We start from the raw sequence: 26,694 nt of genomic DNA on the forward strand, positions 1-26,694 counted from the left end.
TGGCGCCACCGGACAGGAACACATCACGGCCCTCGGCCGCGTCACTGGCTTGCCTGACGGCGGATTCCAGCCCTTCGGTCACGAACGTGAATGTGGTGCCAGTCCGACGCAACGGCTTACGTTTCCTCGCGGTTGCCGATCATCAAGGCATGGCGCTTGACCCGCCCCGGCCTGATGCCGTGTCGATCACCTCGTCCAGGACCTCCCGCGCGCGGACCAGGTCGATGATCATTCGGTCGACGCGGGCTCGTTCCGTCGTGAGGTCCGCGACGAGCTGCGGAGTGGCGAACTCGGACGGTCCGCCGTCCGTGTCCCGCATGCAGGGCAGCAGCTGCGTGATCTTCGCGCTGTTGAGCCCGGCGGCGAAGAGTTCCTGGATGCGGATGACCCGGTCGACTGCGCCTTCGGAATAGTCACGATGACCGCCGGGGGTGCGGTCGGCCACCAGCAGTCCCTGCTGCTCGTAATAGCGCAGCGACCGCTCGCTCACGCCGGTGCGCTGGGCCAGTTCCCCGATTCGCATTCCTTCACCTCACCCGGCTGGTGCCTTGCAACTAACACTGATGTCAAGTTTTACCGTACCGACATGTCGAGCACACATGACGATCCGTCTTTTTCAACCCGCCCGCCCACTCCAGCGCTCTGCGCCTGCCCACTCGCCCCCCGGTGAGGCGTACGAGGACAGATTCCGGGTCTCCGAGCGCCACGGCTTACCAGGGCGGCGCACTCGCCTCTGCAGGCTCTCCCGGCGTGCCGCCTTCGCCGCCGTTGATCATTAACAAATATGAGGATTGAGGATTCGGACCATGGCCACCCGCAGTTCGCTGTCTGTCGATCCCCGTGCCGAGACCAAGGGCCAGAAGCTGCCGATGGTGGCGCTGCTGGCGCTGGCCACGGCCGTCTTCATCACCAGCCTGACCGAGACGCTGCCCGCAGGTCTGCTCCCCGCAATGCGCGCCGACCTCATGGTCAGCGAGTCGGCGATGGGGCAGTCGGTCACGGTCTACGCGATCGGGACCGCGCTAACGGCGCTACCCTTGACCGCGGCCACCGCGGGGTGGCGACGCAAGCGCTTGTTGTTGACGGCAATGGCGGGATTCGCCCTTGCCAACACGGTCACCGCAGTCTCGACGTACTATCCGCTGACCATGATGGCCCGATTCGTCGCCGGGGTGGCCGCAGGCCTCGCCTGGGCGATGCTACCCGGGTACGCCCGCCGCATGGCCCCTGTTCACCTTCAAGGCAAGGCCATCGCGATCGCCATGGCGGGCATTCCGATCGCTCTGTCCCTGGGCGTGCCTGCGGGAACTCTCCTCGGCGAAGCGCTCAGCTGGCAAACCGCTTTCTTGGTCATGACCATGCTTACCGTCGTTCTACTCGCATGGATCACCGCGACGGTCCCGGATTACCCGGGACAGCGGCCGGAAAACCGAACGCCGACACTGAGGACGCTCGGCGTCCCCGGCGTGGCGCCGGTCCTGCTCGTCACTCTGATCTTCGTGCTGGCACACACCATCCTCTATACCTACATCGCCACCTTCCTCGACAGGGTCGGCCTGGGTGACTCCACCGGTCTCGTATTGCTGGTCTTCGGCGTCACCTGCCTACTGAGCATCTGGATCGTGGGCGCCCACATCCACCGAAGGCTGCGTGTCCTCACCATCGCCAGCGCCCTCTTGATCGCCGTGGCAGCCGCCGTGCTGGCGGTGCGGGCCGACAGCCCCGCGCTGATCTACGCCGCGGTGGTGCTCTGGGGGCTCGGCTGGGGTGGCGCTCCCACTCTTTTGCAGACCGCCGTCGGCGACGCGGGTGGCGAGTCGGCGGACGCCGCACAAGCCATGCTTGTCACACTCTGGAACGCTGCCATGGCCGGCGGCGCAGCCGCCGGCGGACTCCTCCTCGACCTCCTTGGTCCCCCGTCCTTCCCCTGGAGCGCCCTGGTGCTCCTGATGCCGGCGCTGGTAGTGGTGATCACCGCCCGGGCACACGGGTTCCCGACCAGACGCGCGGCTATGACCACAGACCGCCGTCTTACCCCGCCGGATGGCAACACACCGATCAGTACCAGTGCTTCTGATCGGTGATACATCACTGCCCGTAGTGCCGAGGCGCGCCGCGAACCTGTGCCAGATGCAGGCCGTCATCCACGCGGCGGAGTCGACGGTGCTGTCAGTCGCCGGTCCGAAGCCTCGGGCGCAGGCTTTCTACCGCAAGCACGGCCTCTTTGCCGACGGGACGGCACGGGTGGCGGACGACGTACGGGGGATCCGCAGGTACGCAGGGCGAGGGCGCCGTCGCTATTGCCGTGACGCCGACGTTTGCCAGGTTAGTTAGGCGACTTTGGTGGAGCTATTACGTCCGGTCTGGTCGTTCAGTGTCGCGGTCATCACGGCACCCTCCTCAGCAGGCATCACGCCCGGCGGGGCAGGCCGGAACATTGCTGGTTCCGCCGGGCGTGAGATACGCCCGGCGGAACCGGAGGTGTTTATCCGAGTGTGAAGCGGAAGAAGCGGGGGCGGTAGATGCCTGGGTCGCGGTAGTGGTCGCCGTCGGGCGAGACGCGGGTGTCCATGCTGTTGACGTTGTACGACGCGATGAACGTGTCGCCGGAGCTGAACGCCGCGTGCACGTGGGCGTTGTACGAGATGACGTTCGGGTTCCAGTAGCTGCCGTATGGTCCGGGTTCTGGCATTCGGTAGACCGGGGTCTTCTGGGTGAAGGGGCCGTAGGGTGAGCAGGACGTCCAGGCGTTGATCTGGCCGCTGAACGCCTGGGTGCTGTCCTGGCTGAGCAGCAGGAACTGTCCGCCCCAGGGGGTGACGCTGTATTCGTTGGCGATGCCGGTCAGCAGGTTGCGGGAGTTCTGCTCACGCATCGTCCAGCCCCACGGGGTGTGGTACTGCCAGGTGCCGGTGGCGAGGTCGCTGCCGTAGACGCGGGCGATGCGCATCTGTTTGTTGATCGGCGAGTCGTCCACGCCGTAGACGTAGGTGTAGCCGTCGCCGCTGCGGCTGGCCGGCAGGAGCGCCGAGCCCCAGGCGACGCCGCTGGCCGAGGGTAGCTGTCGGACGCTGACCGGGGTTCGTAGATTGGACAGGGCGAAGTTCGCCACCACGTTGCGGTTGAACCGCCAGTCCCAGGCGCCGGAGCCGAAGCGCTCGTATTCCTGGTACACCACCTGGAGTTGCCCGCCGGAGAGGTGACCGTCACCGACCCAGTACCACTTACCTGGTCCGGAGGGCGGCATCAACGCTCGCGGAGCCCCGGCAGTGCCGCCCTGGTAGGTGGTGAGAGTCCCGCCGCTTTGCACCACGAATGTGTTGTTCACCAGCGGTGCGCTGACCGGTCGGGTGCCGTCGCCGTTGAGCGGTCCCATCCAGGTGTCGGAGAACAGCCAGACGATGCGACCGTCGGGCAGCTTCACCGAGTACGTGGAGTCACCGCCGGTCCAGCCGTCCCGCGTGCTGGCGGCGTACCGGTTGAAGGTGCCCTCCGGCTCGACGGTGGTCTCCACGCTGCGCACCGACAGCGGCCGCAGGACGCACGAGCGGCCGGTGAGTGGCAGCACGCTTTCCACGTGGGTGGAGAACGTCCTCGGGCTGCTGTCCGCGTCGGCGGAGTGGATGTCCAGCTCGGTCCAGGTGCTCACCAGGGTGGCGACCATGGGAAAGGCAAAGTTGGGCACCATGATCAGGCCACCGGCGTCGGGGTAGAGCACGGTCTGGATGCTCGGGTACTTCGCCAGCGTGCCGGTGCTGCCGGTCGGTGACCAGATGATGACCGCAGAGCTGCGGTTGGTGTCCTTGCTCGTATCGATCAGCAGCGTCGAGCAGTACCCACAGGCCGGGTCACCGGAATTCTTCACCGCCCGGAAGTCGTGATAGACGGCACCACCCTTACGCAGGATGTCCTGATACTCCACACGCGTACCAGCGGGCGTCGAGTGACTCTTGCGGGCCGGCCTCGCGCCGCCGAGGACGTCGCTGCTCGTCCCGCTCAGGGCGCTGAGGTTGACGCGCCACAGTCTCGTGTCAGCGTCGGTGTAGCCATAGCTGCGCCACGCGTCCACCGTCGGGGCGGGGGCGGCGTTCGCCTTGGCCAGCCGATAGTTGGCGATGTGGTAGCCCAGCAGCATGTCCTTGAAGTTCAGGCCATAGCCCTGCGCGGCGTGCCGGATCGCCTCGATCGGCAGATGCCCGTGGTCCCGGATGCTTTCCCAGGTCCGCCGCACGAAGACCGGGTCGATCTGCTCAGTGAGATAGGCGGGCAGCAGGAACGCGCCGTACTGCGGGCCGTCACCCAGGCCACCCCACGAGTTGAGCGCTGAGCCCGGCATGCTGAGCACGTCGTAGACGTTGCGCGCATACAGCTCTTCCTCGCCGGGGATGGGCAGGTACGGCTCCCGGACGTAGGTCTGGTGGGCGGCCCACTCGGCGGTGGCCTCCATCCACCAGTTCATCGAACCGAACTCCTTACCGCGCACGAGGATGGCGAGGAAATCGAGACTGACGTCAGACTTGTCCCAGTACTGGTACTGCATGACGTGGAACAGCTCATGCCGGGGCAGGTAGTCCCAGTCGGTCTGCCCGTTCGGCACCAGGATGGTGGCCTGCTGATTGAGCCCGAACGGCAACACGAAAGGCGCGTCAATCTCCAACCCGACACCGCCGACGACAGGGATCTCGTCAACGCCGTACACCAACACCCACGGCTTGCCGTCGCGCACCGGCAGCGGGTAACCCATCTCGCGATACTCGTCGACAGCGATCGCGAGCGAATTCAGCAGGTGCTGGACGGCCTTGGCCCGGCCGTTGGGATGGTAGTCCGCCGGAATGCCCGGTCGGCCTGCTCCGGCGATGTTGAACAGGATGAGGAACTCGCCGGCGGATGCCCGGCAGCGGTAGGTGACACCGAGATAGTCGAACGGGTCGGCGGCGCAGTCGTCGTAGCCGGCCGCCGCACGGGCGGCAGCCGGTGCGGCGACGTCCGGTGCGATCATCCTCACCGCCTCGGGCTCAACGCTCGCCGCCAGCATCGAGAGGTAGGTCAGGTACCGCTGCGGGTCGCGGATGGCACCGGTCTGCCGTAGGTGGGCGGGTACTGCCCGGGGTGAGCGAAGCGCGGTGAGTCCGTACCGCACCGCGTCGTCCCGGGAGAGCTTGCCCCGGTGGTACGCCGAGAGGATCCGTTCGTTCGGTCCGAAGTCGGGCGGAGTGACTGCCTTGTGCGGCGCAATGCTGGGCGGGGCCTCCTTGAACGGCTTGGGCTTCGGTACCGGCGGGGTAATCAGGTCCGGCTCGGGGGTGTGCGGCGCTGGAGCGGTGCCAATGGCACGGCTGGCGGCTCGCGCGGTGTCTGGGTCGGGTGCCGCCTGCGCAGCGCCACTGGTAGACACTGCCCCGGCCAGAACTACCGTCGCTGTGACCAGAGCCAGGGTCTTCCTCATCTACCGCTCCTAGCTTGGATGTTCTTGGACGTATCAAGCCCTTGGGTCGCCGGCAGATCACGAGCCCGCTCTCCGACGGCGTGTTCGGAATTGCCGGCTACATCGCGACGATGCTGATGCCGATCATGCGTGCGCCGGTCTCGGTACGCGGGCGGTGCGTGCTGCCCGGAGCGAACACCACGTAGCTGCCCGGGCCCAGACGATGGCCTCGATCGATGAACTCACCCGACACCACGTAGTAGCGTTCCTCGCCCTCGTGCACGTCCACCTCTGGCCACTCCGTTCCCGGGGCGAAGTCGTACATCCAGCCACGGGCCCGCTCGGTCGCCGGCAGGCGCCGCCGGATGATGCCGGGCACGACCTCGACGGGTTCCACCTCGTCGACCTGCAGGATCTGTACATCATCGGATTCAGTAGCCATGCAGTCATGATCGTCGTGTTCGCGCCGCACCGGCCAGTGTCTGCAATGACGTTGACAGGTACATTCCTGCCATGATCATTCATCGGGTGGTCGCCCTGGTTCTGCCGCCGCAGTCCACCTTCGAACTCGCCTGTGTCGCTGAGGTGTTCGGCGTGCGGCGTCCCGGTCTACCAGTCAACTACCGGTTCGACGTGTGTGCCGAGCAGCCGGGCATTGTGCCCACGATGGCTGGTTACGACATGGCGGTCACCAGCGGGCTGCACGCGCTCGAGACCGCGGACACTGTGGTGATTCCGGGTTGGCAACGCCGTGAGCAGCCCGCGCCGCCCGCCGTGATCGATGCGCTGCGGCGCGCTCACCGGCGCGGTGCCCGCATCGTCGCCATCTGCTCCGGCGCTTTCCTGCTCGCCCACGCCGGCCTGCTCGATCAGCGTAGGGCGACGACTCACTGGCGGATGGCGGCCGAGTTCGCCGCCCGATTCCCAGGCGTACATGTCGAAGCCGACAGTCTGTACATCGACCTCGGCGACGTCGCGACAAGCGCGGGGACCGCGGCCGGCATCGACCTCTGCCTGCACCTGGTCCGCAGTGACCACGGCGCCGCTCACGCCAACCAGATCGCCCGGCACATGGTCATGCCGCCACATCGCGAGGGCGGGCAGCTGCAGTACGCAGCAACACCCCTGACCGCGCGCACTCCGGCGTCTCTGGCTCCCGTCCTCGACTGGGCCGCGGAGAGACTGCACGAGCCGCTCACCGTCAACGACCTCGCCAGACAGGCCAGAATGTCCCCGCGTACGTTCGCCCGCAGATTCACCGCGCAACTGGGCGTCAGCCCAGGACATTGGCTGCTCCAGCAACGCATCGCGGCCGCGCGAGCGCTGTTGGAGGAGACCGATCTGCCGGTCGAGACAATCGCGACCAGAGTCGGCCTGTCCACGGCCACCAACCTGCGCCGCCGTTTCCACACCACGGTGAACACCACACCGACCGCCTACCGCCGCTCCTTCGGCCGCGGCGGGAGCACGTAGACCGCACGCCACCACACCTGGCGCAAGCTGCCCGTTCGGCACGTGGAGAGCGGGGGGACCCTCGCGCCCGTAGTCCGGTCCGGCACCGCGATTTCGCAGGCACTGGCGTCTCAGACCGCCTCGCCATCCGAAGCGCCGTGCTTACGGCGGTCGTAGTGGCGCGCCACTCGCACCCGGTTTCCGCAGGAGTTGCCGCACCATTCGCGGTTGGGCCGGTCACGGAGGAACAGCAGTACGCATCCGGGCGCCGCACACGTACCCAGGTGGCCGGCGGCGAAGAGGGCGACAGCGTCGGCGGCAACCTCGGCGATGGCACCGGTTATGGCCGCTGCTCCGTGTCGCGTCGTCAGTCGTGGCTCCGTATCGGCAAAGGCGAGCTCCTGCCAGCGCGGCGCCATTCGGGCGGCGGCGTTGAGGCTCTCGACGTCCACTGCGGCGGGAATCTGGCTGGCCGAGACGGCACCGGCGATGGCACGGATGGCAGTTCGGATGCCTCGGGCGGCAGCAAGCTCGGCGGAACCTACGGTGCTCAGCGCCTCGTCGTCGATCGGCACGGCGCACAGGAAGCTGACGCGGCCAAGCCAAGCGGCGAGATCCGCAGGTGTCTGAAGCTCGTCACAGACCTCCCCCCGACGAGTGCGGACGGTATTGGCGAGCTCGATCGCAAGACGCACGAGCTAATGATACCTGCCCCTTGTGGGCATTAGTTCAGCCTGTTAACTTCTAACGGCCGCTGGTGAAACGACCATTAGGAATGGCTGCGAATGACCGATCAGAGCATCATCACGGGACACGTCGGGTTGAACGTCACCGACCTTGACCGCTCACTCGACTTCTACAGTCAGGCGCTCGACATTGAGGTCATCGGCCGCTCAGATGTCGACGGCAGGCGCTACGGCTTCCTCGGCCGCCACGACCTGCTCATGATCACACTCTGGCAGCAGAGTGGCGCGCCGTTCGCGGCTGACCGCGCCGGCCTCCATCACCTCTCGTTCCAGGTCGCCGACGTTCCGGCCCTGAACGAGGTCGAGCGCCGGCTGCGCGGGCTGGGTGCCGACATCCGCGACGACAACGGTGTGCCGGGTGAGCTGGCCTCCGCCGGGCAGGTGTTCTGCTACGACCCTGATGGCATCCGCCTTGAGGTGTACGCCTTCCAGCGTCCGCCCCGGCCGGCGACCGCCACCGGCGACGGCCCGCCGTGCGGCTTCTTCTAGGGGTATGGCATGAAAATTCACTCAGGCGAGGTGTACGTCCAACGCAGGTCCGGCTACACACGCGAAGGGCTCGGCTCGGCCAGCATCGGCGTGCGCCTTCCGGAGATCGCGCGCCAGTTCCTCATCCGCCAGCGCATGGTGGTGATCGGCGGACACGACACGGCCGGAGCGTTATGGGCGAGCCCCTTGTATGGACCACCCGGCTTCCTGCGTCCCAGTGGCGAGCGCGGTGTGATCGCGGACGCCGCGCCTGCCGCGGGCGACCCACTGGAAGCGGCGTTCGCCGCCCCGGCTCCTCTCGGTGCACTCGCCATCGAGCCGGCCACCCGCCACCGCATGCGCATCAACGGCACAGGTCACGTCCAAGGGGATCGGCTCATCATCACGGCCGAACAGATCTTCGCGAACTGCCCGAGGCACATCACCCGCCGGGAAGCCCAGGGCGACGTCAACACAGGAACCTTTGCGGCGCCCAGCGACCGGCTTTCCGACGAGCAACTGCGCGTCGTGGCCGGTGCCGACACCTTTTTCATCGCCACCGGCGCCGAAGGCCATGGAGCGGATGTCTCGCACCGCGGCGGCAGCCCCGGGTTTGTCGTCGGCCACAGCGCCACGACGCTGTCCTGGCCGGAATACCGCGGCAACGCCATGTACATGACCCTCGGCAATATCCACGTACAGCCACGTTGCGGCCTGCTGTTCATCGACTGGACCGGCTCCCGACCTGCCCTACAGGTGACGGGCAGCGCCTCCATCGACTGGAACCCCGGCCGGCTGGCAGATCACCCGGGCGCCGAGCGCATGGTGGACATCGCCATCGACAGTGTCGTCGAGACGCCGGGACACGCGCTGATATGGCGTTCGCTATGAGTTGGCCGGCAAAACCTTCCACCCCAGACCGGGAGAGACCGGAGGCCGTGCTCGGCTCACGGGTCAGTTCGCTGCCGCCCCGGTGGGCGGCCCGGTCGGGATCTTCAGAACAGCGAGAAAAGCCTCCACCGCGGGGGTTCGACCCAGGCGGCTCCAGACGAGGTACTCGACACGGGCCGGCGCATCGGCCACCTCAACGGTGCTCACGCCGCTGAGCCGTGGCACGTAGGCGGAGGGGAGCATGGCGACGCCCAGACCCGCGGCGACGAGCTCAGCCATCAGGTCAGCGGCGGTCACCTCGAACGCGACGTCGCGGACAAGGTTGGCGGCAGAGAATGCCTGATCGGTCTGGGCCCGCCCGGCGCTGCCCGCCGGAAAGTCGACGAAAACCTCGGCAGCGAGCCGGTGGAGGTCGACTTCCGGTTTGCACGCGAGCGGATGATCGGGGGCGATCACGGCGACGAGCCGGTCCCGAGCGAGTTCGTGAACGGCAACGCCCTTCGGTTGAACCCCTCCCGGCAGTCCCACGAACGCGATATCGATGACGCCCTGCTTGATGTGCTCCACGAGTTCGTCACTCCCGCCGACACGCAGTCTTACGCGCACGTGTGGGTACCGCTCCCGGAACGCGCAGAGCGTGGCCGGAATGTCGACGGCCGCAACCGTGGGAATCAGACCCACAGTCACTCGTCCCCGCACCTCCCCCACCGCCGCCGCGACCTCGGCGGCCGCGCGCTCGGCGGCGTCCAGACACTGGCGGGCGGCGGGGAGGAACGCCACCCCCGCCGGGGTCAGCCGCACCCGGCGGCTGGTCCGCTCGAAGAGCCTCGCGCCGAGTTCCCGTTCCAGGCGCGCAATTTGGTGACTCAACGCGGACTGGACGACCAGGCACCGTTCGGCGGCCCGGGTGAAACTGCTCGTCTCGGCGACGGCGAGAACGTAGCGCAGCTGATGGAACTCCATTAATCCATCTTTCCTGTTGATCGATCGGATGACAAACATGTGTTGGAGTCATCGATAAGCACGTGATCAGAATTTCGACATGACAAGTTCCGGAGCGGAGAGACTCCCCCGCGGAGCTGGCGGCGGCACGTTGCCCAGTAACCTGCCGCGCACTGCCCTGACCGCGCTCGCCCCGCTGGCCTGGGGCACCACCTACGTCGTCACCACCGAGCTTCTTCCGCCCAACCACCCGCTGTTCGCGGGACTCCTGCGCGCGTTGCCCGCCGGTCTGGTGGCGCTGGCGGTCACCCGCACGCTGCCCACAGGGGCGTGGTGGGGAAAAGCGGGCGCGCTCGGCGTACTGAACATCGGACTCTTCTTCCCACTACTCTTCGTCGCGGCCGAGCGGCTGCCGGGGGGCGTCGCGGCGACCCTGGGCGCGGTGCAGCCGCTCATCGTCGCCGTCATGGCCACGGCGGTCCTACAGGAGCGACTCTCCGTCTGGCGTGCCGCCTGGGGCGCGACCGGGGTGCTGGGCGTCGGCCTCGTGGTGATCGGGCCAGATGCCGCGCTCGACCTGGTGGGGATCGTGGCCGGCCTCGTCGGCGCGGCCACGATGGCGCTCGGGGTGACGCTCACCAGGCGCTGGGGACGTCCCGCCGGGGTGAGCCCGATGGCCTTCGCCGGCTGGCAGCTCAGCGCGGGCGGTCTCTTCCTGACGCCCATCACCTTCCTCGTCGAAGGGCCGCCACCAGTGATCGATCCGCCCGCCATACTCGGCTACCTCTGGCTGGGCCTGGTCGGCGGCCTGGCCGCGTATGTCCTGTGGTTCCGCGGCGTCACCACGCTGCCCGTGACCGCCGTCGCGGTTCTCGGTTTACTCTCCCCCCTGGTCGCCGCGCTGCTCGGCGCCATCCTGCTCGATCAGACGCTCGGCCCAATCCAGCTTTGCGGGCTCGGGCTCTCGCTCGCCGCGATCGTCGCGGGACAGCTCTCCACGCCAGCCGGCCCACGCCGGACGGGCGTGCGGGTTGGACCGGACGGGGCAGCTCGGTGAAGATCGCCCGCGTCACTCGTGGCTTCCGGTGTCATTGGCGTGAATGTCGAGGAGTGCGAGGAATGCCTTCGCCGCGGGCGTGAGCTCGGCCCGGCTCCAAATGACGTGCTCGACGCGGGTCGGCGCGTCCGTGACCTGGATGGTGGTCACGCCGGTGAGCTGCGGCGCGTAGGCGGACGGGAGCATCGCCACGGCAAGTCCCTGCTCGACCAACCGGGACGTGAGGTAGGCGTTGGTCACCTCGAAGGCGACCTCCCGACTGAGACCGGCGGCCGCGAATGCCTGATCGGACTGGATTCGCCCGGCGGTCTTGGCCGGCAGGTCGACGAAAACTTCGGTAGTGAGCCGACGCAGGCTGACCGCTGACTCCGCGGCGAGGGGATGGTCCGGGGCGACCACGGCAACGAGCCGGTCGCGGGCGAGCTCTCGGGCGTTGACGCCTTCGGGTCGCGCGGTGGTGGGCAGGCCGAGAAAGGCCGCCTCGACGGTGCCCTGCTTGACCTGCTCGATGAGTTCTTCGCTCGCACCGGCACGAAGGTTGATGCGTACGGAGGGGTACCGCTGACGGAAGTCTCGCAGGACGCCGGGAAGGTCGACTGCGGCGACGGTGGAGATCAGGCCGATCACGAGCCGTCCGCGTACCTCACCGACGGCCCCCGCGACCTCGGCGGAAGCCCGCTCTGCGGCGTCCACGCACTGACGGGCGGCGGGCAGGAACGCGGCGCCGGCTTGGGTCAACCGGACACGGCGGCTGGTGCGCTCGAAGAGCTTCGCGCCCAGTTCCCGTTCCAGGCGCGCGATTTGGTGACTGAGCGCGGACTGCACCACCAGGCAGCGCTCGGCGGCCCGGGTGAAGCTGCTCGTCTCGGCGACCGCGATCACGTAGCGCATCTGCTGTAGCTCCACCGATCCATCTTCTTTCACGATCGATGAGGTGACAAGCATGTGTTGGACTCATTGATCCATTCGGGTGAAGCTTCGAGCAGAACCGGCACGGCACGGCCGTTGTCCGGCCGAAACCTCCAGCACCCCGGACCAACTGCGCCGTCGCCAGCCGTCAGCGGAAGCCGGCCGATCTCACACGCGCCATCGCCGACCGCTGTCCCCTCACGACAAGAAAGAAGACATGACCCCAATCGATGAGCACCCGTACTCGACCCTGAGGTCATGGCTGGGTGTCGCCGTCATCACCGCCAGCCTGTTCACCTTCGTCACCACCGAACTGATGCCCGTCGGCCTGCTCACCCCGGTGAGCGCGAACCTGGATGTGTCCGCGGGCGTCGCCGGATTGATGGTCACGCTGTACGGCATCTCCGCCGGCCTCGGCGTGCCGTTCATCGTCGCGTGGACCAGGCGCATCAACCGGCGCATCCTGCTGTCCGTACTCCTGGCGATCCTGGCTCTGGGTAACCTGCTCACCGCCGTCGCACCGAACTTCGCCCTGGTCCTCACCACCCGGCTCGTCATGGGATTCGCCAATGGCGTCTTCTGGGCCATCGGGGTGAGCATGGCGATGCGCCTCGTACCTGGACGTCTCGCCCCCCGAGCTTCGGCGATCGCGCTGTCCGGCATCTCGATCGCCGCCGTGGTGGGTATTCCACTCGGCACCTTCCTGGAAAGCCTCACCAACTGGCGAGCCACATTCCTCATCTGGGCCGGCCTCAGCGCGCTGATGTTCCTCGCGGTCACCGTGACCATTCCCTCGCTGCCCTCGCAGAACGCCGTCCCGGTCCGGGATGTCTTCCGACTCCCGATCCAGTACCCGCAACTGCGCCTGGTGATGGTCGCCGTGACGCTGTACGTGCTCGGCCACTTCGGCGCGTACACCTACATCCGGCCCTTCGCGGAGGAACAGGCGTCGGCGTCGGCCGCCTTCATCACCGTGTTGCTCGTGATCTACGGCGTCGGCGGCACGGCCGGCAACTTCATCGCCGGTCACACGGTGACCAAGAATCTCTGGGTCAGCTTCGTCCTTGCCTGTGCAGGGCTCGTGACGGCGATGTTGCTGCTACTCACAATCGGGCACACACGGCCCGGACTAATCCTCGCCGTTGCCCTCTGGGGAGCGTCCTTCGGCGCCGCGAACCTGTGCCAGATCAACCTGATGCTCGGCGCCGCACCCGGGAAGTTCGAGGCAGCCATGTCCATCAACACCATGGGCTACAACACGTCCATCGCGCTGGGCGCGCTGTTTGGTGGATGGTTCGCTGACAGTCTTGGCGTCGACAGCGCCCTCTGGTTCGGTGTGGCGCTGACGGCCGCCGCGTTGCTCGTCACCGTCGCCATACGTCGGACGACCACTGCAACGGTCTCCGAGGACGAGTTGGCCACCACCGGGTGACACGGTGACCGGGCCGGCCGCAGACCATGCGGAACGCGCCCAGCGGACGGACTGCTCCCACCAGGACCGCGAGGTCGCGTTCTCCGAGGAACCGCATTGACAGAAGGGCGAGCCCGCCCTGACCAGCGGAGCTGCCGCCCGGCAGAGGGAAACCGGGCGGCAGCCGCCTGGTGTCAGTGCGATGCCACCACGCGTGCGTTCATCGTCGCGGCCGCGACGACCGCGGCCACCAGGAAGACCGCTCCGCCGAGCAGCAGCCCGTCGACGTACCCGCTGGTCAGTGCGTCTGGGAGGGCGGTGCCCGAGGGCTGGGCAGCGGTCACTGCGGCGGCCACGCCGCTGAGCAGCGCAAGGCCGAGTGCGCCGCCGATCTGTTGACTGGTGTTGACCACGCCAGAGGCGATACCGGTGTCCTGCGGGGCCACCCCGTTGATCGCGACCACTGTGGTGGCCACGAAGGTAAGTCCCAGTCCGAAGCCGGCGACCAGCTGAGCTGGCAGCAGCGCGCTAAGGGCGTTCGACGTCGGGCTGAGCGCCCCGAACCAGACCATGCCGATGGCCGCCAGCGCCAGGCCGCCCACCGTCAGGGCGCGGGCCGTCAGGCGGGACAGCAACTGGGGACCGACGCCGCCAGCCGCCACCGCGATGCCGACGGTGAATGGCAGGTAGGCCAGGCCGGTCCGCATCGGGGGGTAGCCCTTGACCACCTGCATATAGAGAGTGAGGAAATAGAACAGGGCGAACATGCCGCCGCCTACCAGGAACATGGTGACGTACGCGCCGGTCCGTGCCCGGTCGCTGAGGATCCGGCCGGGCAGCATGGGCGCCGCTGCGAAGCGCTGGACGAGTACGAACGCGATCAGCAGGACCGCGGCAGCGATCAGAAAGCCCAGGGTGACGGTGTCGCGCCAGCCGTGCAGGGCCGCGTGGTTGATGGCGAACACCAGTGCGGCGAGCCCGGCGGTGGCGGTGGCGGCACCGGAGAGGTCCGCCCGACCGCGCTCGCGCTCTCCTCGTGGCAGCACCGACGTGCCGAGCAGCACGAGCACGGCGATGGGCACGTTGACGAACAGGACCCACCGCCAGCTGACGTACTGGGTGAGGGCGCCGCCGAGCAGGAGGCCGACCACCGAGCCCAGGCCGCCCATCGCCCCGTAGACACCCAGCGCCTTGTTCCGTGCCTGCCCGGCGGGAAACGTCGTGGCCAGCAGCGACAGCGCGGTCGGCGCCGCGATGGCGGCGCCGACGCCCTGCAGCACCCGGGCGGCGATGAGGACGGTGCCGGACCAGGCGAAGCCACCCAGCAGTGAGGCGGCGGTGAACAGGACCAGGCCGATCCGGAAGACCCGCCGTCGACCGAACAGGTCCCCGGCTCGGCCACCGGCCAGCAGGAGACCGCCGAAGGCGAGCGCGTACGCGGTGATCACCCAGTTGAGGTCGGCGGTGGCCATTCCCAGTGCCCGCTGGATGCTCGGCAGGGCCACGTTCGTAATGGTGTTGTCCAGCACGAGCATCAGCTGGGCGGCCGCGATGACCAGCAGTGCGAGGCCGAGTCGTGGCGGTGGGCCCGTTTCCGGCTCCACCGCCAGCGAGGCCTTCGATTCTTCGTAGACAGGCATTGATCTTCTCCAGAGTCGGCGTTTGCGGATCAGCGAATGCGGGGGTTCCAGGGACGGACGTCGAGGTACTCGGCCCGCCACTCGGTGGCGTACGCCCTCTTGATCTCCTCCGGCATGCGGCCGAGGATGGCGACGGCGGTCTCCGGCGACGCTCCCTGGAGCAGCCAGGGCAGGTGACGCGCGGACTCCGCGCCGACGCGTTTCTGGTGGTCCTGACCGAACGCCGCCCACTGCCCCGGAGTGAGCACCGACTCGACGAGGCGCAGGCCCTCGTCCTCCTCGTGCCGCAGGCGCCCGGCGACGCTCAGATAGTGGGCGTCGACCACTTCGCCGAGGCGCTGCGGCCCGGACTCCCGGTCGGCAATGGCGGGCTGGGCCAGGTCTCGGCGCAGGGCGTCGTGCACCGCGAACATCATGGTCATGTCGAGGGTGTGGGTGGCCTCGCTCATGGTTGGTCACCTCGCAATCAGTTCATTCATTGGTTGACCAAACGTTAGGACGACCAATGGTATCTAATCGTTGGTGCCACCAACAGACTGGTAGGATGGGTCCGTGGATCCCTCCGTCCAGGACGAGACGCCGGCCCGACTCAGCGGACTCACCAGCTGGTTGATGACGCAGACCGCCGCTCACGCGGGGCGGCTGGTCGCGGACGGGTTCGCCCGGGCCGGCGCGCGGGGCTACCACTACCGGGTGCTGGCCTCGCTGGACGAGTTTGGTCCGGCCAGCCAGGCCGCGCTGGGGCGACGAAGCGGCATCCACGTCAGCGACATCGTGGCGACGATCAATGAGCTGGCGCAGACCGGGCTGGTGGAGCGCGCGCCTGACCAGGCCGACCGGCGACGCAACGTCATCACCGTCACGCCGGCCGGCCGCCAGCGGCTGCGCTGGCTCGACGAGCAGGTCCTCGACATCCAGAACGATCTGCTTGCGCCATTGTCCGAGAACGAGCGCGCGGAGCTGCGGCGGCTGCTCGGTCGACTGCTGAGCCACCACCGGGCCGATGCGAAGCAGGAGCCCTGAGCGCATCCAATCGGTCCGGGTGGTCCTCGGACGGCGCGACCGCACGCCGCGACCAGTCGTGCGTTTTCACTGATTCGGGTATCTGAGGAGAGGCTCACGCCACTACCGGGCCGACCTCGCCGTTCTGCCGCGAGCGAACCCGCTTGTCTTGTGGGGGCCCGCTGCGGAGGATCGGTGGATGGATCTCCTCACCGCGGAACGGCAACTTCAAGCCGCCCAGCGCGCCGCTGACGTCGAGTCCCTCGACGCGCTACTGCACCCGCAGGTCGTGGGTGCCGGACCGGACGGCACGGTTTTTACGAAGGAAGACGACTTGGCTGGCTACCGCTCCGGTGCACTGCGAATCACCAGCCTGGTGGAGGAGTCACTCGACATCCAGGAGGACGGCCAGACCGGCGTGACTCGCATGGTCGCTGCGGTGGATGCCGTTCAGAGCGGTGCTGCAGTGTCCGCGCGGTTGCGCTACACCCGACTCTGGGTGCGTGAGGACGACAACTGGCGGGTGTTGGCCGCCACCTTCGTCCCGGTCCAGTGAGTCCGTTAACAAAGGACGAGGATGGAGTGCACGATCGCGGTGGCGAGGCGTGGTCAGCAGCGCAGTTTCGTCATGACCTTCCCGGTTTGAGGGTGGCATTGGCGCGTTCACCGATGGCGCGGATGCGGGTGTGAGCGCGGTTTACCGGCCTGGACAAGAGACGCTGCCATCGGAACCCGCGCTGGTCACGGTGGCGGCGGATGAGGCCCGCAAGGTGGATCAGGCAAGGCCGAGGTTGGGCCGGCGGACACATCCCAGCAGGCCCACGCCCTTGTCGAGCAACTCGTGGACGACCGAGGGCTGGGCGCATGCCGGATGGCACGCGCCCAGCCCCCGTCAACGTCTCAGAACGGTGGTGGCCAGCTCGTCCTCGGCGGAGGCGGCCGTGGTGGTCTCGCGGCAGAGGGCCCGATGACGCTGCGGTCTGTGGCATCGCGTCCCCGGTGCTGAGAGACCGCCATCAGGACTTTGTCAGCAGCTCGAACAAGCTCGAGAACCCCTGAGCGCCGAAGCCGTCAGCGATCCGGCGGTTCATCAGGTCCCTGACCTCTCGCATCCGCACGGCTTCCGCGCCAATGGATTCCCGATGGCTGATCATGTCGTCCATCAGGGCGGCCTGGACGTTGAGCGGGCCGAGATCCGGCGGGTATTCGCCGGCCTTGACCGCATTGCCGATCGAGGTCAACAGCGGGGGCATTGCGGCGACGGAGCTGGCGGCACGCTCGGCGAACTCCGCTACGTCGACTCCTTCTGCCTGCACCAGCCTCAGGGTGTGCAGGAACCCGATGAGGATCTCGTAGCCCATCGCGACCTGCGCCATGAACTCGACGGCGGCCAAGCCGGCTTCTTCCCCGCGGTAGGTGACGGTGCCCAACTCCCCCAGCGTTGACCCGTGCGCATCGATGGCCTTGCGGGAACCACTGAACGACAACATGATGCGCGGCGTACCGACGTCTGCCGCATCTCCCAAGATCTTGCCATCGAGGTACGTGGCCCCGCGCTGTCTCGCCCAGCGATCGTTGGCCCGCGCCTGGTGGGGAGAGCCACTGGTCAGGTTCACCACGACCTTGCCCGCGACTGCGGCGTCCACGGTGGCGAGCACCTCGTCGACCGCCGCGCCGTCGAGCAGACACAACACGACGAGCGGGCTGGCGGCCGCAGCCTCCGCGGCGCTCGCGGCAGCCGTGGCGCCAGAGTCGACCATCGGCAGGGCCCTGCTCATGGTCCGGTTCCAGACCGTCGTACGGTGTCCGCGATCGATGAACGTCTTGGCGATCGCCGAGCCCATGTCACCGAGACCGAGCACGGTGACCCGGCTGGCCTGTTCGGTCGGATCAGCGGTGGTCGTTGTCAGCATGACTTTTCTCGTTTCTACTCGGTGATTCGATGCGTCAGGGGGCGGGAAACGGGCATCCGTCGCCCGGAGGCGACTACTCGTGATCTCGCCCCGGATGCCGTACCGCTCGTCGCCGGGCTTCTACCCGAGGTGGCTCTCCGCGCGGACGGCGGCTGTCAGGCGGGTGAGGCGTGCGCCCTGGAAGCGGGCCGTCTCGAGGACGGCTCTGGCGTACTCCGGATCCCGGCCGGCGCGGCTCTCCACGAGGCTGACGCCGTACGGGTTCCCGCCGGCGGCGTGCGCGGTGTCGTAGTTGAGGTAGCCCGTGGGCAGGATGACCGCCCCCCAATGGTGAAACGTCTGGTAAAGGCTGAGCAGGGTCGACTCCTGGCCGCCGTGCTCCTCGTAACTGGCCGTGAAGCCGGTCGCCGGTTTGTCGGCCAGTTCCTCTGCCTGCCAGGGGGCGGTCGTGGTGTCGATGAATTGGCGCAGTTGAGAGCAGACGTTGCCAAAACGTGTCGGTGTGCCGAAGGCGTACCCGTCCGCCCACCGCAGGTCGTCCAGGGTGGCGAGCGCAACATCGGCAGTGGCGTCGAGGTGGGCCCGCCACTGCGGCCTGGCATCGACGACCTGATCCGGTGCCAACTCCGCCACCCGGCGCAAGCGGACCTCCGCGCCGGCGTCGGCCGCTCCGTCCCTGAATGCCTGCGCGAGCCGGTGCACAGTGCCGGTGGCGGAGTAGTAGATGACGGCGATCCTGGCAGCGGTCTGCACGGTTACCTCCTGGGGCTCGGTTCTCGGTCAACCGTGCCGAGCAGGCTTACCGTTCGCTGACCATCCCCTTACCGATGCCGCTGAAATCCTCTTTGTCCCAGTCGAGCTGTGCGCCGCAGCTCATCTCGGCAGCGAGTTCCTCGCTGCCCAGCGCCGTGCGCAGGCGAGAGGTGATGCGCTGGACGTCATGCTGCTCACCGGGGGGCAACGGCGCTCCGGCGCCCGCGCGAAGCGTGCGGGCCGCGCCGAGCAGCCGTGCGGCGAGGCGATGGTCACCGCCGAGGCTGGTCGCCCCGGCCAGGCCCTCAAGGGCCAGGGCGACAGCTCTGGGATCCCCGGTGGCGTGCGCCGCGTCGAGCGACTCGCGGTGGTGGCGCTCGGCGAGGACCGCATCGTCGCGGTGCTCCGCGATGAATCCCAACTCGGCAAGCGCAAGCGCGTAGCCGGGCAGATAACCAGCGTGCCGGTTCCAGTCGAGTAGATCCCGCTGCTGGGTCTCGGCGGCGTCGAGGTCACCCCGGCGGCGAGCGATCATCGCCAGGCCCGTGCCGGCGAAGGCGGCGGCGGACCGGCTCGACTGTTCCCGCGCGACCTGTAGCGCGCGGTCGTGGCAGGCGGCCGCCTCGTCGAGGTCGCCGCGCAACAGGGCGATCCGTCCGATGCACGCCAGCTGCCGGGACACCGACGTCCACAGCCGCAGATGTTCGGCGATGCGCAACGCCTCCCGGTACCGCATGGCTGCGCTGTCGTAGTCGCCGTTGATCTCGGCCAGGGTGCCCAACAGGCTCGTCGGATGCACCTGCCCCCAGCAGTCGCCCAGTTGCACGAACAGCGTCCGGCTGGTCTCGCAGTCACGCTGCACACCGGGCAGGTCGCTGCGGTGTACGAGCGCGAGGTCCGCCCGAGTGGCGCAGGCGGCAGCGATGCCCCACTGGTCGCCATTGGCGCGGAACGTCGTCAGCGCCGCGTCGACCAGGGCGGCAGCCTCACCCGGATCTCCGGAACCGAGCATCATGGAGGCGAACAACCACTGCGCGAACGCCTTCTCCGGCCCGTCGGCGTCCTGGTGGCATTCCAGGATCCGTTGCCGGGGAGCGTTCGGGTCACCGTCACGGGTGGCCAGGGCGGTCAGCCACACATCAGCACGTCGCCGCAGGGCGTCCGGTGCGACGTCGTCCGCACTTTTCGGGACGATGTCCAACGCCGTTCGCAGCGACCGGCGCATCTCTCCGAGCCGACCCCGGAGCAGCCGGTACCAGGCCAACGAGGTCGCGAGCGCCAGGCCCACGCGAGGCTGACCGTCGGCGGCGGCGACGTCGAGTGCTGCCCGCAAGTTGGCATTTTCGGCGTCGAGTTCCCGTAGCGCGCGACTCTGGTCATGACCCCGTAGCCGCCCTGCGGCCTGCTCGGCGAGACGGACGAAACACGCGGCGTGACGGCGACGGGTCGCCGGGAGTTCGCCGGCACTGTCGAGCTGTTCGAGACCGTAGGCGGCCACCGTCTCCGGGAGCCGATAGCGTCGTGGACTCTCGCCGTGGCGCGTCAGGACCAGCGATCGGTCGATCAGTCGTGCCAGCACATCGAGGACCTCGTCGGACGCCACTTGTCCGCCCGCGCACACCTGCTCGGCGGTAGCCAGGGTGGCACCGTCGGCGAAGACCGCCAGCCGGCGCAGCACGGCCCGTTCGCCGGGCGACAGCAACTCCCAACTCCAGTCGATCATGGCGCGAAGCCCCTGCTGACGAGGGGGCGCGGTACGCCGACCGGATGACAGCAGTCGGAAGCGATCGTCGAGCCGCGCCGCCAACTCGCCCGGGTCGAGAACGGGCAGCCGGGACGCGGCCAGTTCCAACGCCAGCGGTACGCCATCGAGACGCCGGCAGATGGTGGCGATTGTGTCCGTGTTCCGCTGATCGACGATGAAGCCCGGCTCGACGGCGCGGGCACGGATCTCGAAGAGCCGCACCGCCGGGGCCTCGGCGATCTGTTCCGCGGTCGCTCCCGGCTCCGGCAGCTCCAGCGGCGGCACCGGCAAGACGACCTCGCCTGGGATCCCGAGCGGTTCACGGCTCGTCGCCAGGATGCGCAGGTCGGCCGCGGCGCCGAGAAGGCTCTCGGTCAGTTCAGCGATGGGCGTCACCACGTGGTCGCAGTTGTCGAGCAGCAGCAGCATCCGCCGGTCCCGCAGCGCGGCGAGCAGCCGATCCATCGGCTCACCTGGCCGATCACCGGGCAGACCGGCCGGGGCGTCGTCGCGGATCTCAAGAGTCGCCGCCACCACGTCGACAACCCCGGTAGAGGTCGCTTGGCCGTTGCGGTGCGGCTGGCCCGCCAGCTCAACGAGCCACACTCCGGCGGGGAACGTGTCGGCCAGCAGACGAGCGGCCTCAAGCGCCAACCTGCTCTTACCCACCCCACCCATTCCGGTAAGGGTCACCAGCCGCCCGTTCGTCAGCCGCTCCCGTACCGCCTCGACGGCCTCGTCACGCCCGATCAATCCGCCGTACGGACCAGGTGACAGAGGCGCCGGCAGGTTGGTTCGGACCGGAGACGACGGCGGTACCGGCGGCTGCAGCGCGCGGTCCTGGCGCAGGATCGCCCGATGCAGCTCGGCCAACTCCTGGCCGGGATCGATGCCGAGCTCATCACGCATCTGCCGACGGAACTGCTCGTAGGCGGACAGGGCTTCACGCTGGCGTCCCGAGCCGTACAGGGCGCGCAGGTGCGCGGCCCGTAGCCGCTCGCGCCACGGGTGACGAGTGACCAGGTCGGCCAGCTCACCGGCGAGCAGGTGATGCTCACCGAGATCGAGCCGGGCCTCGGCCAACTCCTCCAACGCCGCCAGGCGCTGGTCGTCGAGCCGCTCGACCGCCTGACGGACGAATCGCTCGTCACCAAAGTCGGCGTACGGCGAGCCACGCCACAGCGACAGGGCCTCCGTCAGCTCCGCGGCCCGGCCAACTGGCTCCCGCTGCGTCCGCGAACGCGCCAACAGGGCTGCGAAGCGACCAGCGTCGACCGATTCCGGCGAAATACGCAGCCGGTAGCCGGCATCACCGGACTCGACGAGCGCACGGCCACCCGCTTCACCCGACTCCAGCGCGCGACGCAACTGCGACACCTTGGCCTGGAGCGCACCGAGCGGGTTGCCCGGCGCCCGGTCACCCCAGAGATCCTCGATGAGCCGGTCGGAGGACACCGGATGCCCCTCATGGACCAGCAGGTCAGCCAGGAGAGCCCGAACCTTCAGGCCGGGTACGGCGACGGGTTCGCCGTCGGGCGTCCACACCGCGATCTCGCCCAGCACCCCGAACCTCACCGCTTCACCCTAGCCAGTCGGCTGTCCCGCCCGCGAAACGTCGATCGACAGTCGGCCCGCTCACCAGAACGCGGCGCCGACGCCACGGAGGCGAACGTCAGTCGACGAGCAGTCAGCGGTAAGCGACCCCGGCGAGGCTGAACCGAGCCGACACCGGAGGAATGACATGGATTATCTACAGCGGCACCGAAGCACCAACGGTCACGTGCCGGTCGCACCACGGCGGGTGGCCACGCCCTGGCTGGCCCTGCTGGCCGGTCCGCTGTCGTACGGGATCGCCGCGCCGGCCCTGCTGCTCGACGACCTGGCGCGCGCGACGGGCACCGGGGAACGGGCCGCGGCGGGCGGCGTGACCGCCTTCGGCTGGGGGATCGCGTTGGGTACGCCACTGCTGGCGGCGCTGCTGGCCCGCCGCGGCGTACGGACGGCCCTGACCGCCTCGGCCGCGCTGCTGGCCGCGGGGACGATCCTCCTCGTGCTGGTGCCGACACTGCCGGCGTTGGTGGCCGGCGCGGCGGTGCAGGCACTGGGGTCCGCCGGCCTCAGCGTGACGGCCATGAAACTGGCCGACTCGCCTCGGCGGATGGGGGTGGTCGCCGCGTCGCTGGCGGTCGTGGGGGCCACCGGTCCGCTGACCGGTGCACTGGTAGCCGAACTCCTTTCGTGGCAGGCGGTGCTGGCGTTGCCCCTGCTGGCGGTGGCCGCCGTGCCTGCGGCCCGCCGCGACGCCACACCGCCGGACGCGGTGCCGACGTCGTTCGATCCGCTCGGCATGGCTCTCCTTGCCATGCTGGTCACCGCGGCAGTTCTCACTCCACACCGTCCGCTGGTGGCCGGCCCGGTCACCGTCGCGCTGCTGGTGTTGCTCGTGGTCCGGACGAACGTTCGCCCCGACGGCTTTCTGCCCGCCGCAGTGGCGCGTAACGGCCGGTTCCTCACGGCGTGCGTGCTGGTTTTCACTGTGGGCCTGGTGAACTTCGCCCTGCTCTACGCCGCACCAGATCTGCTGCGAGAGCACGCGGGCTGGGACAGCACCCGGAGCGGAGTCGTGCTACTGGCGCCGTACCTGCTCGGCGGCCTCTGCTCGGGGTTCCTGATCGCGGCGTCCGTGCGGGTGCCACACCGCGTGACGGCCGCCGCATTGCTCGGCGGAGCCGTCGCCGCGCCGCTGCTGGCTGCGGTCGCCACCGCCGTGCCGCTACTGCTGGTGGCGATGGCACTCGCGTCCCTTGCCGCCGCGACCGGCCAGGGCGTACTCGCCCTGCGAGCGACCGGCGTCGTGCCCGGCTCTCACAAGGCCGAAGCCCTTGGCCTGTTCAACCTTGCCTATCTGCTCAGTGTCGCGTTCGGTCCAGCGATCGCCGTGACGCTCTCGCATCAGACCGGCTGAGATCCAGCCGCGTCCGGCGCGGTGCCGTCAGGCGGCAAGCCCGACGTCCGGGCCACACGGCAGTACGTGTCGGGCACCCAGGGCGAGACGATCGGTATCCGCAAGGGCGGCACTGCGGACGATCCGACCGATCCGTCCGGCGCGACACTGCAGCGGGCGCGCGACGACGGGATCGAGCAGCGCTTCGAGATCGGGCACACAGCGCAGTTGGCGGAGCGGGGTGTGCCACTCATCGGCGACTCATGATCTCTGTGGCTAGGTAGCGAAAAGCCCGGCTGGACTGTGTCCAACCGGGCTTTGGCCTGCTGTGAAACTTGGTGGGCGATGCTGGTATCGAACCAGCGACCTCTTCGGAGACGCCGAAGAGGTCACCCTTCAGACAGCCCTCCGCCGCCGTGGGCGCCGTCCTCGGTTCCCGTATAGCCACGGAGCGTGTACGGCGCTTCGCTCGCGACATCCTCAGAACGACAGGTCCTCGGCTCCACGGTGGCGTGTTCATCGCCGCGGGACTCCCTTCGGCCGTACCTCACCATCAGGCGTCGGGGACGAGAACAATCTTGCCCGTCGTTGCCCGCGCCTGTAGGGCGGCGTGCGCCGTGGCGGCCTGCGACAGGGGGAAGGCCTGGAAGGCGGGCACCAGATTACCGGCGGCGGCCTCCGCAAGCGCGCGGGCCTCGTCCGCGGGCGCGTCCTGGCCCTCCAACAGCAGGGCCAGTGCGTCGATGAAACGCACGCCGCGCTCCTTCAGCTGTGCCTCCTCGGGACGGAACTCATCTCGGGAGGCCGCGCCGATCGTGATGTAGCGCCCACCCTCGGCCAGCAGCCCGAAGGCGGCCCGCCCCTTGTCGCCCTCGACACCGTCCAGAACGACCGTAACGCTGCGTCCGCCCAGGTCGTCGCGGACGGTGCCCGCCCAGTCCGGCAGGTTGTAGTCGACAGCGACATTGGCGCCCAGCTCTCGCACGGCCGCCGTCTTGGCCGGTCCGCCTGCCGCGCCGATGACCGTGGCGCCCAGGCGGCGGGCGAACTGGACGACCAAACGGCCGATCCCACCGGCTGCGGACGTGACCAGAACGACGTCGCCGGAGGTGAGCTCCGCGATGTCGAGCAGGCCGATTGTGGTGGTGCCGGTCACCACCATCGTCACGGCTGCCTTGTACCCGAGTCCGGTTGGGATCCGGTGCAGAGACGAGACGTCGGCGACGGCGAGCTCGGCGTAGCCCCCCGGCCTGCCGTGCGCGGTCACCACCTTGGCGCCAAACCAGGCCTCGTCCACGTCTGGCCCGATCGACTCGACGACGCCGGCCACCTCTGCTCCGAAAATGGCCGGCAGCCCGGGAAGCGGCGGACCGATCTCCAGCCCTTCCCGCATCGCCGTCTCGATCTGATGGACTCCCGCGGCCCGCACCGACACACGGACCTCACCCGGCCCCGGCACGGGATCAGGCACTGTCTCATAGCGGAGGTTCTCAGCCGGCCCGAACTCGTGCAAGACGACGGCGCGCATGACCGTTCCTTCCAGTAGATCTGCAGAAGAACACCACCTTCCGACCTCTACTGCACTTGAGGTCAAGCATCTCGCGATGGGCCTCCGGGCGGCGATGCTCCCTTGTGTCCGCGCGGACAACATCGGCGCTGGGCACCAGTCACCCGACCACCATTCGCAGACCATGGCTGCCAACGCGGTGACCGCCTGCTGCCGACGAGCCCGACACCCGCGCTCAGCCGATGCGGACCTCGGTCGGCTGCGCCGATGCCGAAGGCATCGGAGCATGACATTGGTGGTCGCCGGCGCTGTCCGGGTCGAGGAGGTCCTCATACACCCCGACCTTGAACCTGATGAGGTCCAGGCACTCGGCGAGTCTGCCGATCTGGGCGGTGACGTGGGCTTGGTGCTCGCGCATAAGGGTGAGTCGTTCTTCCTCGGTGCCGGCCCCCTGCCTGACGAGGTCGGCGTATCGGCGTAGCACGGGCAGGGGCATGCCGGAGGCGCGCAAGATGATGCAGACGGTGAGCCAGTCCACGTCATCCTGGCTGTAGACGCGGCGCCCGCCAGGGCCGCGCCGCACAGGGTCGACGAAGAGGCCCTCATGCTCGTAAAAGCGCAGCGCGTGGACGCTCAAGCCGGTGCGTTCGGCGACCTGCCCGATGCTCAGAGTTGTGGTGACCTCAGCCATACCGCCCACGGTAGCGGCTTGACCTAGAGCCGACTCTAGATCCTAGGGTTCCCCGTGCGATCGACGCTTCTGTCGCTCGGCAATCACGGCTGAATCAGTAGGGGAAGTATCACCATGCGCTATCGCACCCTCGGCGGGACCGGTATCGACGTCAGCACTTACTGCCTCGGGACCATGATGTTCCAGGCTGGCTGCAATTCCGACCACGACGACTGTGCCCGCATCATCCACGCCGCCCTGGATCAGGGGATCAACTTCGTCGACACCGCCGACATGTACGGACAGGGAGAGACCGAGGAGATCGTGGGCAAGGCGCTGCGGGGGCGCCGTGATGACGTCGTATTGGCCACCAAGGTGCACTTTCAGATGGGCGAGGGCCGCAATCGCAGTGGCAACTCGCGGCGTTGGATCCTCAAGGCGGTCGAGGACAGTCTCCGGCGCCTGAACACCGACTGGATCGACCTCTATCAGGTCCACCGCCCCGACCACTCAACCGACGTCGAGGAGACGCTCTCGGTGCTCAGCGACCTCGTGCACCAGGGGAAAATCCGCGCTTTCGGCTGCTCGACGTTCCCGGCCGAGGAGATCGTCGAAGCGCACAACGTCTCCGAGCGTCGCGGCCTCGGACGCTTCCGCACCGAGCAGCCGCCGTATTCGATCCTGGCCCGCGGGATCGAGGCCTCGCTCCTGCCCGTCTGCCAGCGCTACGGAATGGGGGTGCTGGTCTGGAGTCCACTGGCCTTCGGATTCCTGACCGGCAAGTACCGCAAAAACCAGCCCATCGACCTGTCAACCGGCCGTCCCACAGTCCGGCCGGAACGATTCGATCCCACGATCGCGGAAAACGCCGCCAAGCTCGACGTCGTCGAGCAGCTCGTCGAACTCGCGGAAAACATCGGCTGCACCCTGCCGCAGCTCGCCGTTGCGTTTACCGTGGCCCACCCGGCCGTCACCTCGGCGATCATCGGACCGCGGACCATGCCGCAGCTGGAGGATCTCCTCAAGGGCGCCGCGCTAACCCTGGACGACGCGGCCCTCGACCGAATCGACGAGATCGTGCCGCCCGGGACCAACCTGTACAACCCCAACGCTCCCCTGCCCCCGCGTTCACTGACCGACACCGCACTACGTCGCCGCCCACTCACCGATCGCGCCGCGGCCTGAGCAAGCTGACAGTGGTGGTTGATGAGGTCGAGAAT

The 26,694-nt window shown here is 68.4% G+C and carries 24 protein-coding genes and 1 pseudogene; 11 read left to right on the plus strand and 14 right to left on the minus strand.

Annotated features, from left to right (window positions below):
• Window positions 1-142: 142 nt before the first annotated feature.
• The gene (locus tag ACQP0U_RS21650; RefSeq protein WP_433309973.1) at window positions 143-523 is read right to left on the minus strand and encodes a MerR family transcriptional regulator; all 381 of its coding nucleotides are present in this window, start codon (window positions 521-523) and stop codon (window positions 143-145) included.
• A gap of 283 nt (window positions 524-806) precedes the next feature.
• Between ACQP0U_RS21650 and ACQP0U_RS21655 the strand changes: the two genes are divergently transcribed.
• Entirely contained in the window at window positions 807-2,084 is a 1,278-nt protein-coding gene (locus tag ACQP0U_RS21655) for an MFS transporter (RefSeq protein ID WP_433309976.1), read from the plus strand.
• A 401-nt stretch (window positions 2,085-2,485) separates the two neighbouring features.
• Here ACQP0U_RS21655 and ACQP0U_RS21660 read toward each other — a convergent pair whose 3' ends face one another.
• Window positions 2,486-5,446 (minus strand): hypothetical protein, encoded by a 2,961-nt coding sequence (locus tag ACQP0U_RS21660; protein WP_433309979.1) that lies wholly within the window; start codon window positions 5,444-5,446, stop codon window positions 2,486-2,488.
• Between the two features lie 97 nt (window positions 5,447-5,543).
• Entirely contained in the window at window positions 5,544-5,867 is a 324-nt protein-coding gene (locus tag ACQP0U_RS21665; protein ID WP_433309982.1) for a cupin domain-containing protein, read from the minus strand.
• Between the two features lie 71 nt (window positions 5,868-5,938).
• Between ACQP0U_RS21665 and ACQP0U_RS21670 the strand changes: the two genes are divergently transcribed.
• Entirely contained in the window at window positions 5,939-6,898 is a 960-nt protein-coding gene (locus ACQP0U_RS21670) for a helix-turn-helix domain-containing protein (RefSeq protein ID WP_433309984.1), read from the plus strand.
• Between the two features lie 110 nt (window positions 6,899-7,008).
• On the opposite strand, the gene ACQP0U_RS21675 is transcribed toward ACQP0U_RS21670, so the two are convergent.
• Window positions 7,009-7,572: a CGNR zinc finger domain-containing protein gene (locus ACQP0U_RS21675; protein ID WP_433309987.1), complete on the minus strand. Its 564-nt coding sequence runs from the start codon at window positions 7,570-7,572 to the stop codon at window positions 7,009-7,011.
• A 90-nt stretch (window positions 7,573-7,662) separates the two neighbouring features.
• On the opposite strand from ACQP0U_RS21675, the gene ACQP0U_RS21680 reads away from it, so the two are divergent.
• The gene (locus tag ACQP0U_RS21680; protein ID WP_433309990.1) at window positions 7,663-8,112 is read left to right on the plus strand and encodes a VOC family protein; all 450 of its coding nucleotides are present in this window, start codon (window positions 7,663-7,665) and stop codon (window positions 8,110-8,112) included.
• A gap of 9 nt (window positions 8,113-8,121) precedes the next feature.
• Entirely contained in the window at window positions 8,122-8,982 is an 861-nt protein-coding gene (locus ACQP0U_RS21685) for a pyridoxamine 5'-phosphate oxidase family protein (protein ID WP_433309992.1), read from the plus strand.
• A gap of 63 nt (window positions 8,983-9,045) precedes the next feature.
• Here ACQP0U_RS21685 and ACQP0U_RS21690 read toward each other — a convergent pair whose 3' ends face one another.
• The gene (locus tag ACQP0U_RS21690; RefSeq protein ID WP_433309995.1) at window positions 9,046-9,945 is read right to left on the minus strand and encodes a LysR family transcriptional regulator; all 900 of its coding nucleotides are present in this window, start codon (window positions 9,943-9,945) and stop codon (window positions 9,046-9,048) included.
• 79 nt (window positions 9,946-10,024) lie between these two features.
• On the opposite strand from ACQP0U_RS21690, the gene ACQP0U_RS21695 reads away from it, so the two are divergent.
• The gene (locus ACQP0U_RS21695) at window positions 10,025-10,981 is read left to right on the plus strand and encodes an EamA family transporter (RefSeq protein WP_433309998.1); all 957 of its coding nucleotides are present in this window, start codon (window positions 10,025-10,027) and stop codon (window positions 10,979-10,981) included.
• A 12-nt stretch (window positions 10,982-10,993) separates the two neighbouring features.
• Here the strand turns inward: ACQP0U_RS21695 and ACQP0U_RS21700 are convergent, their stop codons facing one another.
• Entirely contained in the window at window positions 10,994-11,887 is an 894-nt protein-coding gene (locus tag ACQP0U_RS21700) for a LysR substrate-binding domain-containing protein (RefSeq protein WP_433310001.1), read from the minus strand.
• A gap of 64 nt (window positions 11,888-11,951) precedes the next feature.
• Between ACQP0U_RS21700 and ACQP0U_RS21705 the strand changes: the two genes are divergently transcribed.
• Complete coding sequence (locus ACQP0U_RS21705; protein WP_433310004.1) at window positions 11,952-13,322, plus strand: MFS transporter; 1,371 nt, start codon at window positions 11,952-11,954, stop codon at window positions 13,320-13,322.
• Window positions 13,323-13,495: 173 nt separating this feature from the next.
• Here the strand turns inward: ACQP0U_RS21705 and ACQP0U_RS21710 are convergent, their stop codons facing one another.
• Together ACQP0U_RS21710 and ACQP0U_RS21715 are read right to left on the minus strand one after the other, a co-directional pair.
• Window positions 13,496-14,941, minus strand: a complete 1,446-nt coding sequence (locus ACQP0U_RS21710) for an MFS transporter (protein ID WP_433310007.1) — start codon at window positions 14,939-14,941, stop codon at window positions 13,496-13,498.
• Window positions 14,942-14,970: 29 nt separating this feature from the next.
• The gene (locus tag ACQP0U_RS21715) at window positions 14,971-15,390 is read right to left on the minus strand and encodes a hypothetical protein (RefSeq protein ID WP_433310009.1); all 420 of its coding nucleotides are present in this window, start codon (window positions 15,388-15,390) and stop codon (window positions 14,971-14,973) included.
• A gap of 103 nt (window positions 15,391-15,493) precedes the next feature.
• Between ACQP0U_RS21715 and ACQP0U_RS21720 the strand changes: the two genes are divergently transcribed.
• On the plus strand, window positions 15,494-15,964 hold the full coding sequence (locus tag ACQP0U_RS21720) for a MarR family winged helix-turn-helix transcriptional regulator (protein ID WP_433310012.1): 471 nt from the start codon (window positions 15,494-15,496) through the stop codon (window positions 15,962-15,964).
• 178 nt (window positions 15,965-16,142) lie between these two features.
• Window positions 16,143-16,499, plus strand: coding sequence for a nuclear transport factor 2 family protein (locus ACQP0U_RS21725; RefSeq protein ID WP_354878882.1), 357 nt, complete (start codon window positions 16,143-16,145; stop codon window positions 16,497-16,499).
• A 56-nt stretch (window positions 16,500-16,555) separates the two neighbouring features.
• On the opposite strand, the pseudogene ACQP0U_RS21730 reads toward ACQP0U_RS21725, so the two are convergent.
• From ACQP0U_RS21730 to ACQP0U_RS21745, 4 genes and pseudogenes are all read right to left on the minus strand, one after another.
• Window positions 16,556-16,650, minus strand: a pseudogene (locus ACQP0U_RS21730) (IS5/IS1182 family transposase); the annotation flags it as partial.
• Between the two features lie 309 nt (window positions 16,651-16,959).
• The gene (locus tag ACQP0U_RS21735) at window positions 16,960-17,856 is read right to left on the minus strand and encodes an NAD(P)-dependent oxidoreductase (protein ID WP_433310016.1); all 897 of its coding nucleotides are present in this window, start codon (window positions 17,854-17,856) and stop codon (window positions 16,960-16,962) included.
• A gap of 120 nt (window positions 17,857-17,976) precedes the next feature.
• Entirely contained in the window at window positions 17,977-18,609 is a 633-nt protein-coding gene (gene wrbA, locus ACQP0U_RS21740; protein ID WP_354978238.1) for an NAD(P)H:quinone oxidoreductase, read from the minus strand.
• A 46-nt stretch (window positions 18,610-18,655) separates the two neighbouring features.
• On the minus strand, window positions 18,656-21,928 hold the full coding sequence (locus ACQP0U_RS21745; RefSeq protein ID WP_433310019.1) for a BTAD domain-containing putative transcriptional regulator: 3,273 nt from the start codon (window positions 21,926-21,928) through the stop codon (window positions 18,656-18,658).
• A 166-nt stretch (window positions 21,929-22,094) separates the two neighbouring features.
• Between ACQP0U_RS21745 and ACQP0U_RS21750 the strand changes: the two genes are divergently transcribed.
• Together ACQP0U_RS21750 and ACQP0U_RS21755 are read left to right on the plus strand one after the other, a co-directional pair.
• The gene (locus ACQP0U_RS21750) at window positions 22,095-23,318 is read left to right on the plus strand and encodes an MFS transporter (protein ID WP_433310022.1); all 1,224 of its coding nucleotides are present in this window, start codon (window positions 22,095-22,097) and stop codon (window positions 23,316-23,318) included.
• Between the two features lie 66 nt (window positions 23,319-23,384).
• Window positions 23,385-23,564, plus strand: a complete 180-nt coding sequence (locus tag ACQP0U_RS21755; protein ID WP_433310024.1) for a hypothetical protein — start codon at window positions 23,385-23,387, stop codon at window positions 23,562-23,564.
• Window positions 23,565-23,850: 286 nt separating this feature from the next.
• Here the strand turns inward: ACQP0U_RS21755 and ACQP0U_RS21760 are convergent, their stop codons facing one another.
• Both ACQP0U_RS21760 and ACQP0U_RS21765 read right to left on the minus strand, forming a co-directional pair.
• Window positions 23,851-24,825, minus strand: coding sequence for a zinc-binding dehydrogenase (locus ACQP0U_RS21760; RefSeq protein ID WP_433310027.1), 975 nt, complete (start codon window positions 24,823-24,825; stop codon window positions 23,851-23,853).
• Window positions 24,826-25,039: 214 nt separating this feature from the next.
• Window positions 25,040-25,495 carry a MerR family transcriptional regulator gene (locus tag ACQP0U_RS21765; protein WP_433310029.1) on the minus strand — a complete coding sequence of 152 codons (456 nt, stop codon included), beginning with the start codon at window positions 25,493-25,495 and terminating at the stop codon, window positions 25,040-25,042.
• Window positions 25,496-25,609: 114 nt separating this feature from the next.
• Here ACQP0U_RS21765 and ACQP0U_RS21770 point away from each other — a divergent pair, with 114 nt between their 5' ends.
• Entirely contained in the window at window positions 25,610-26,659 is a 1,050-nt protein-coding gene (locus ACQP0U_RS21770) for an aldo/keto reductase (protein WP_433310032.1), read from the plus strand.
• The last annotated feature ends 35 nt before the right edge of the window (window positions 26,660-26,694 follow it).

Source organism: Micromonospora sp. CA-269861 (assembly GCF_050948505.1).
Classification (GTDB): Bacteria; Actinomycetota; Actinomycetes; order Mycobacteriales; family Micromonosporaceae; genus Micromonospora.

Coding starts and splice junctions, on each gene's coding strand:
- ACQP0U_RS21650 (WP_433309973.1), bottom strand. CDS start 523: ATGCGAATCGGGGAACTGGCCCAGCGCACCGGCGTGAGCGAGCGGTCG.
- ACQP0U_RS21655 (WP_433309976.1), top strand. CDS start 807: ATGGCCACCCGCAGTTCGCTGTCTGTCGATCCCCGTGCCGAGACCAAG.
- ACQP0U_RS21660 (WP_433309979.1), bottom strand. CDS start 5,446: ATGAGGAAGACCCTGGCTCTGGTCACAGCGACGGTAGTTCTGGCCGGG.
- ACQP0U_RS21665 (WP_433309982.1), bottom strand. CDS start 5,867: ATGGCTACTGAATCCGATGATGTACAGATCCTGCAGGTCGACGAGGTG.
- ACQP0U_RS21670 (WP_433309984.1), top strand. CDS start 5,939: ATGATCATTCATCGGGTGGTCGCCCTGGTTCTGCCGCCGCAGTCCACC.
- ACQP0U_RS21680 (WP_433309990.1), top strand. CDS start 7,663: ATGACCGATCAGAGCATCATCACGGGACACGTCGGGTTGAACGTCACC.
- ACQP0U_RS21685 (WP_433309992.1), top strand. CDS start 8,122: ATGAAAATTCACTCAGGCGAGGTGTACGTCCAACGCAGGTCCGGCTAC.
- ACQP0U_RS21690 (WP_433309995.1), bottom strand. CDS start 9,945: ATGGAGTTCCATCAGCTGCGCTACGTTCTCGCCGTCGCCGAGACGAGC.
- ACQP0U_RS21695 (WP_433309998.1), top strand. CDS start 10,025: ATGACAAGTTCCGGAGCGGAGAGACTCCCCCGCGGAGCTGGCGGCGGC.
- ACQP0U_RS21710 (WP_433310007.1), bottom strand. CDS start 14,941: ATGCCTGTCTACGAAGAATCGAAGGCCTCGCTGGCGGTGGAGCCGGAA.
- ACQP0U_RS21715 (WP_433310009.1), bottom strand. CDS start 15,390: ATGAGCGAGGCCACCCACACCCTCGACATGACCATGATGTTCGCGGTG.
- ACQP0U_RS21725 (WP_354878882.1), top strand. CDS start 16,143: ATGGATCTCCTCACCGCGGAACGGCAACTTCAAGCCGCCCAGCGCGCC.
- ACQP0U_RS21735 (WP_433310016.1), bottom strand. CDS start 17,856: ATGCTGACAACGACCACCGCTGATCCGACCGAACAGGCCAGCCGGGTC.
- ACQP0U_RS21750 (WP_433310022.1), top strand. CDS start 22,095: ATGGATTATCTACAGCGGCACCGAAGCACCAACGGTCACGTGCCGGTC.
- ACQP0U_RS21760 (WP_433310027.1), bottom strand. CDS start 24,825: ATGCGCGCCGTCGTCTTGCACGAGTTCGGGCCGGCTGAGAACCTCCGC.
- ACQP0U_RS21765 (WP_433310029.1), bottom strand. CDS start 25,495: ATGGCTGAGGTCACCACAACTCTGAGCATCGGGCAGGTCGCCGAACGC.
- ACQP0U_RS21770 (WP_433310032.1), top strand. CDS start 25,610: ATGCGCTATCGCACCCTCGGCGGGACCGGTATCGACGTCAGCACTTAC.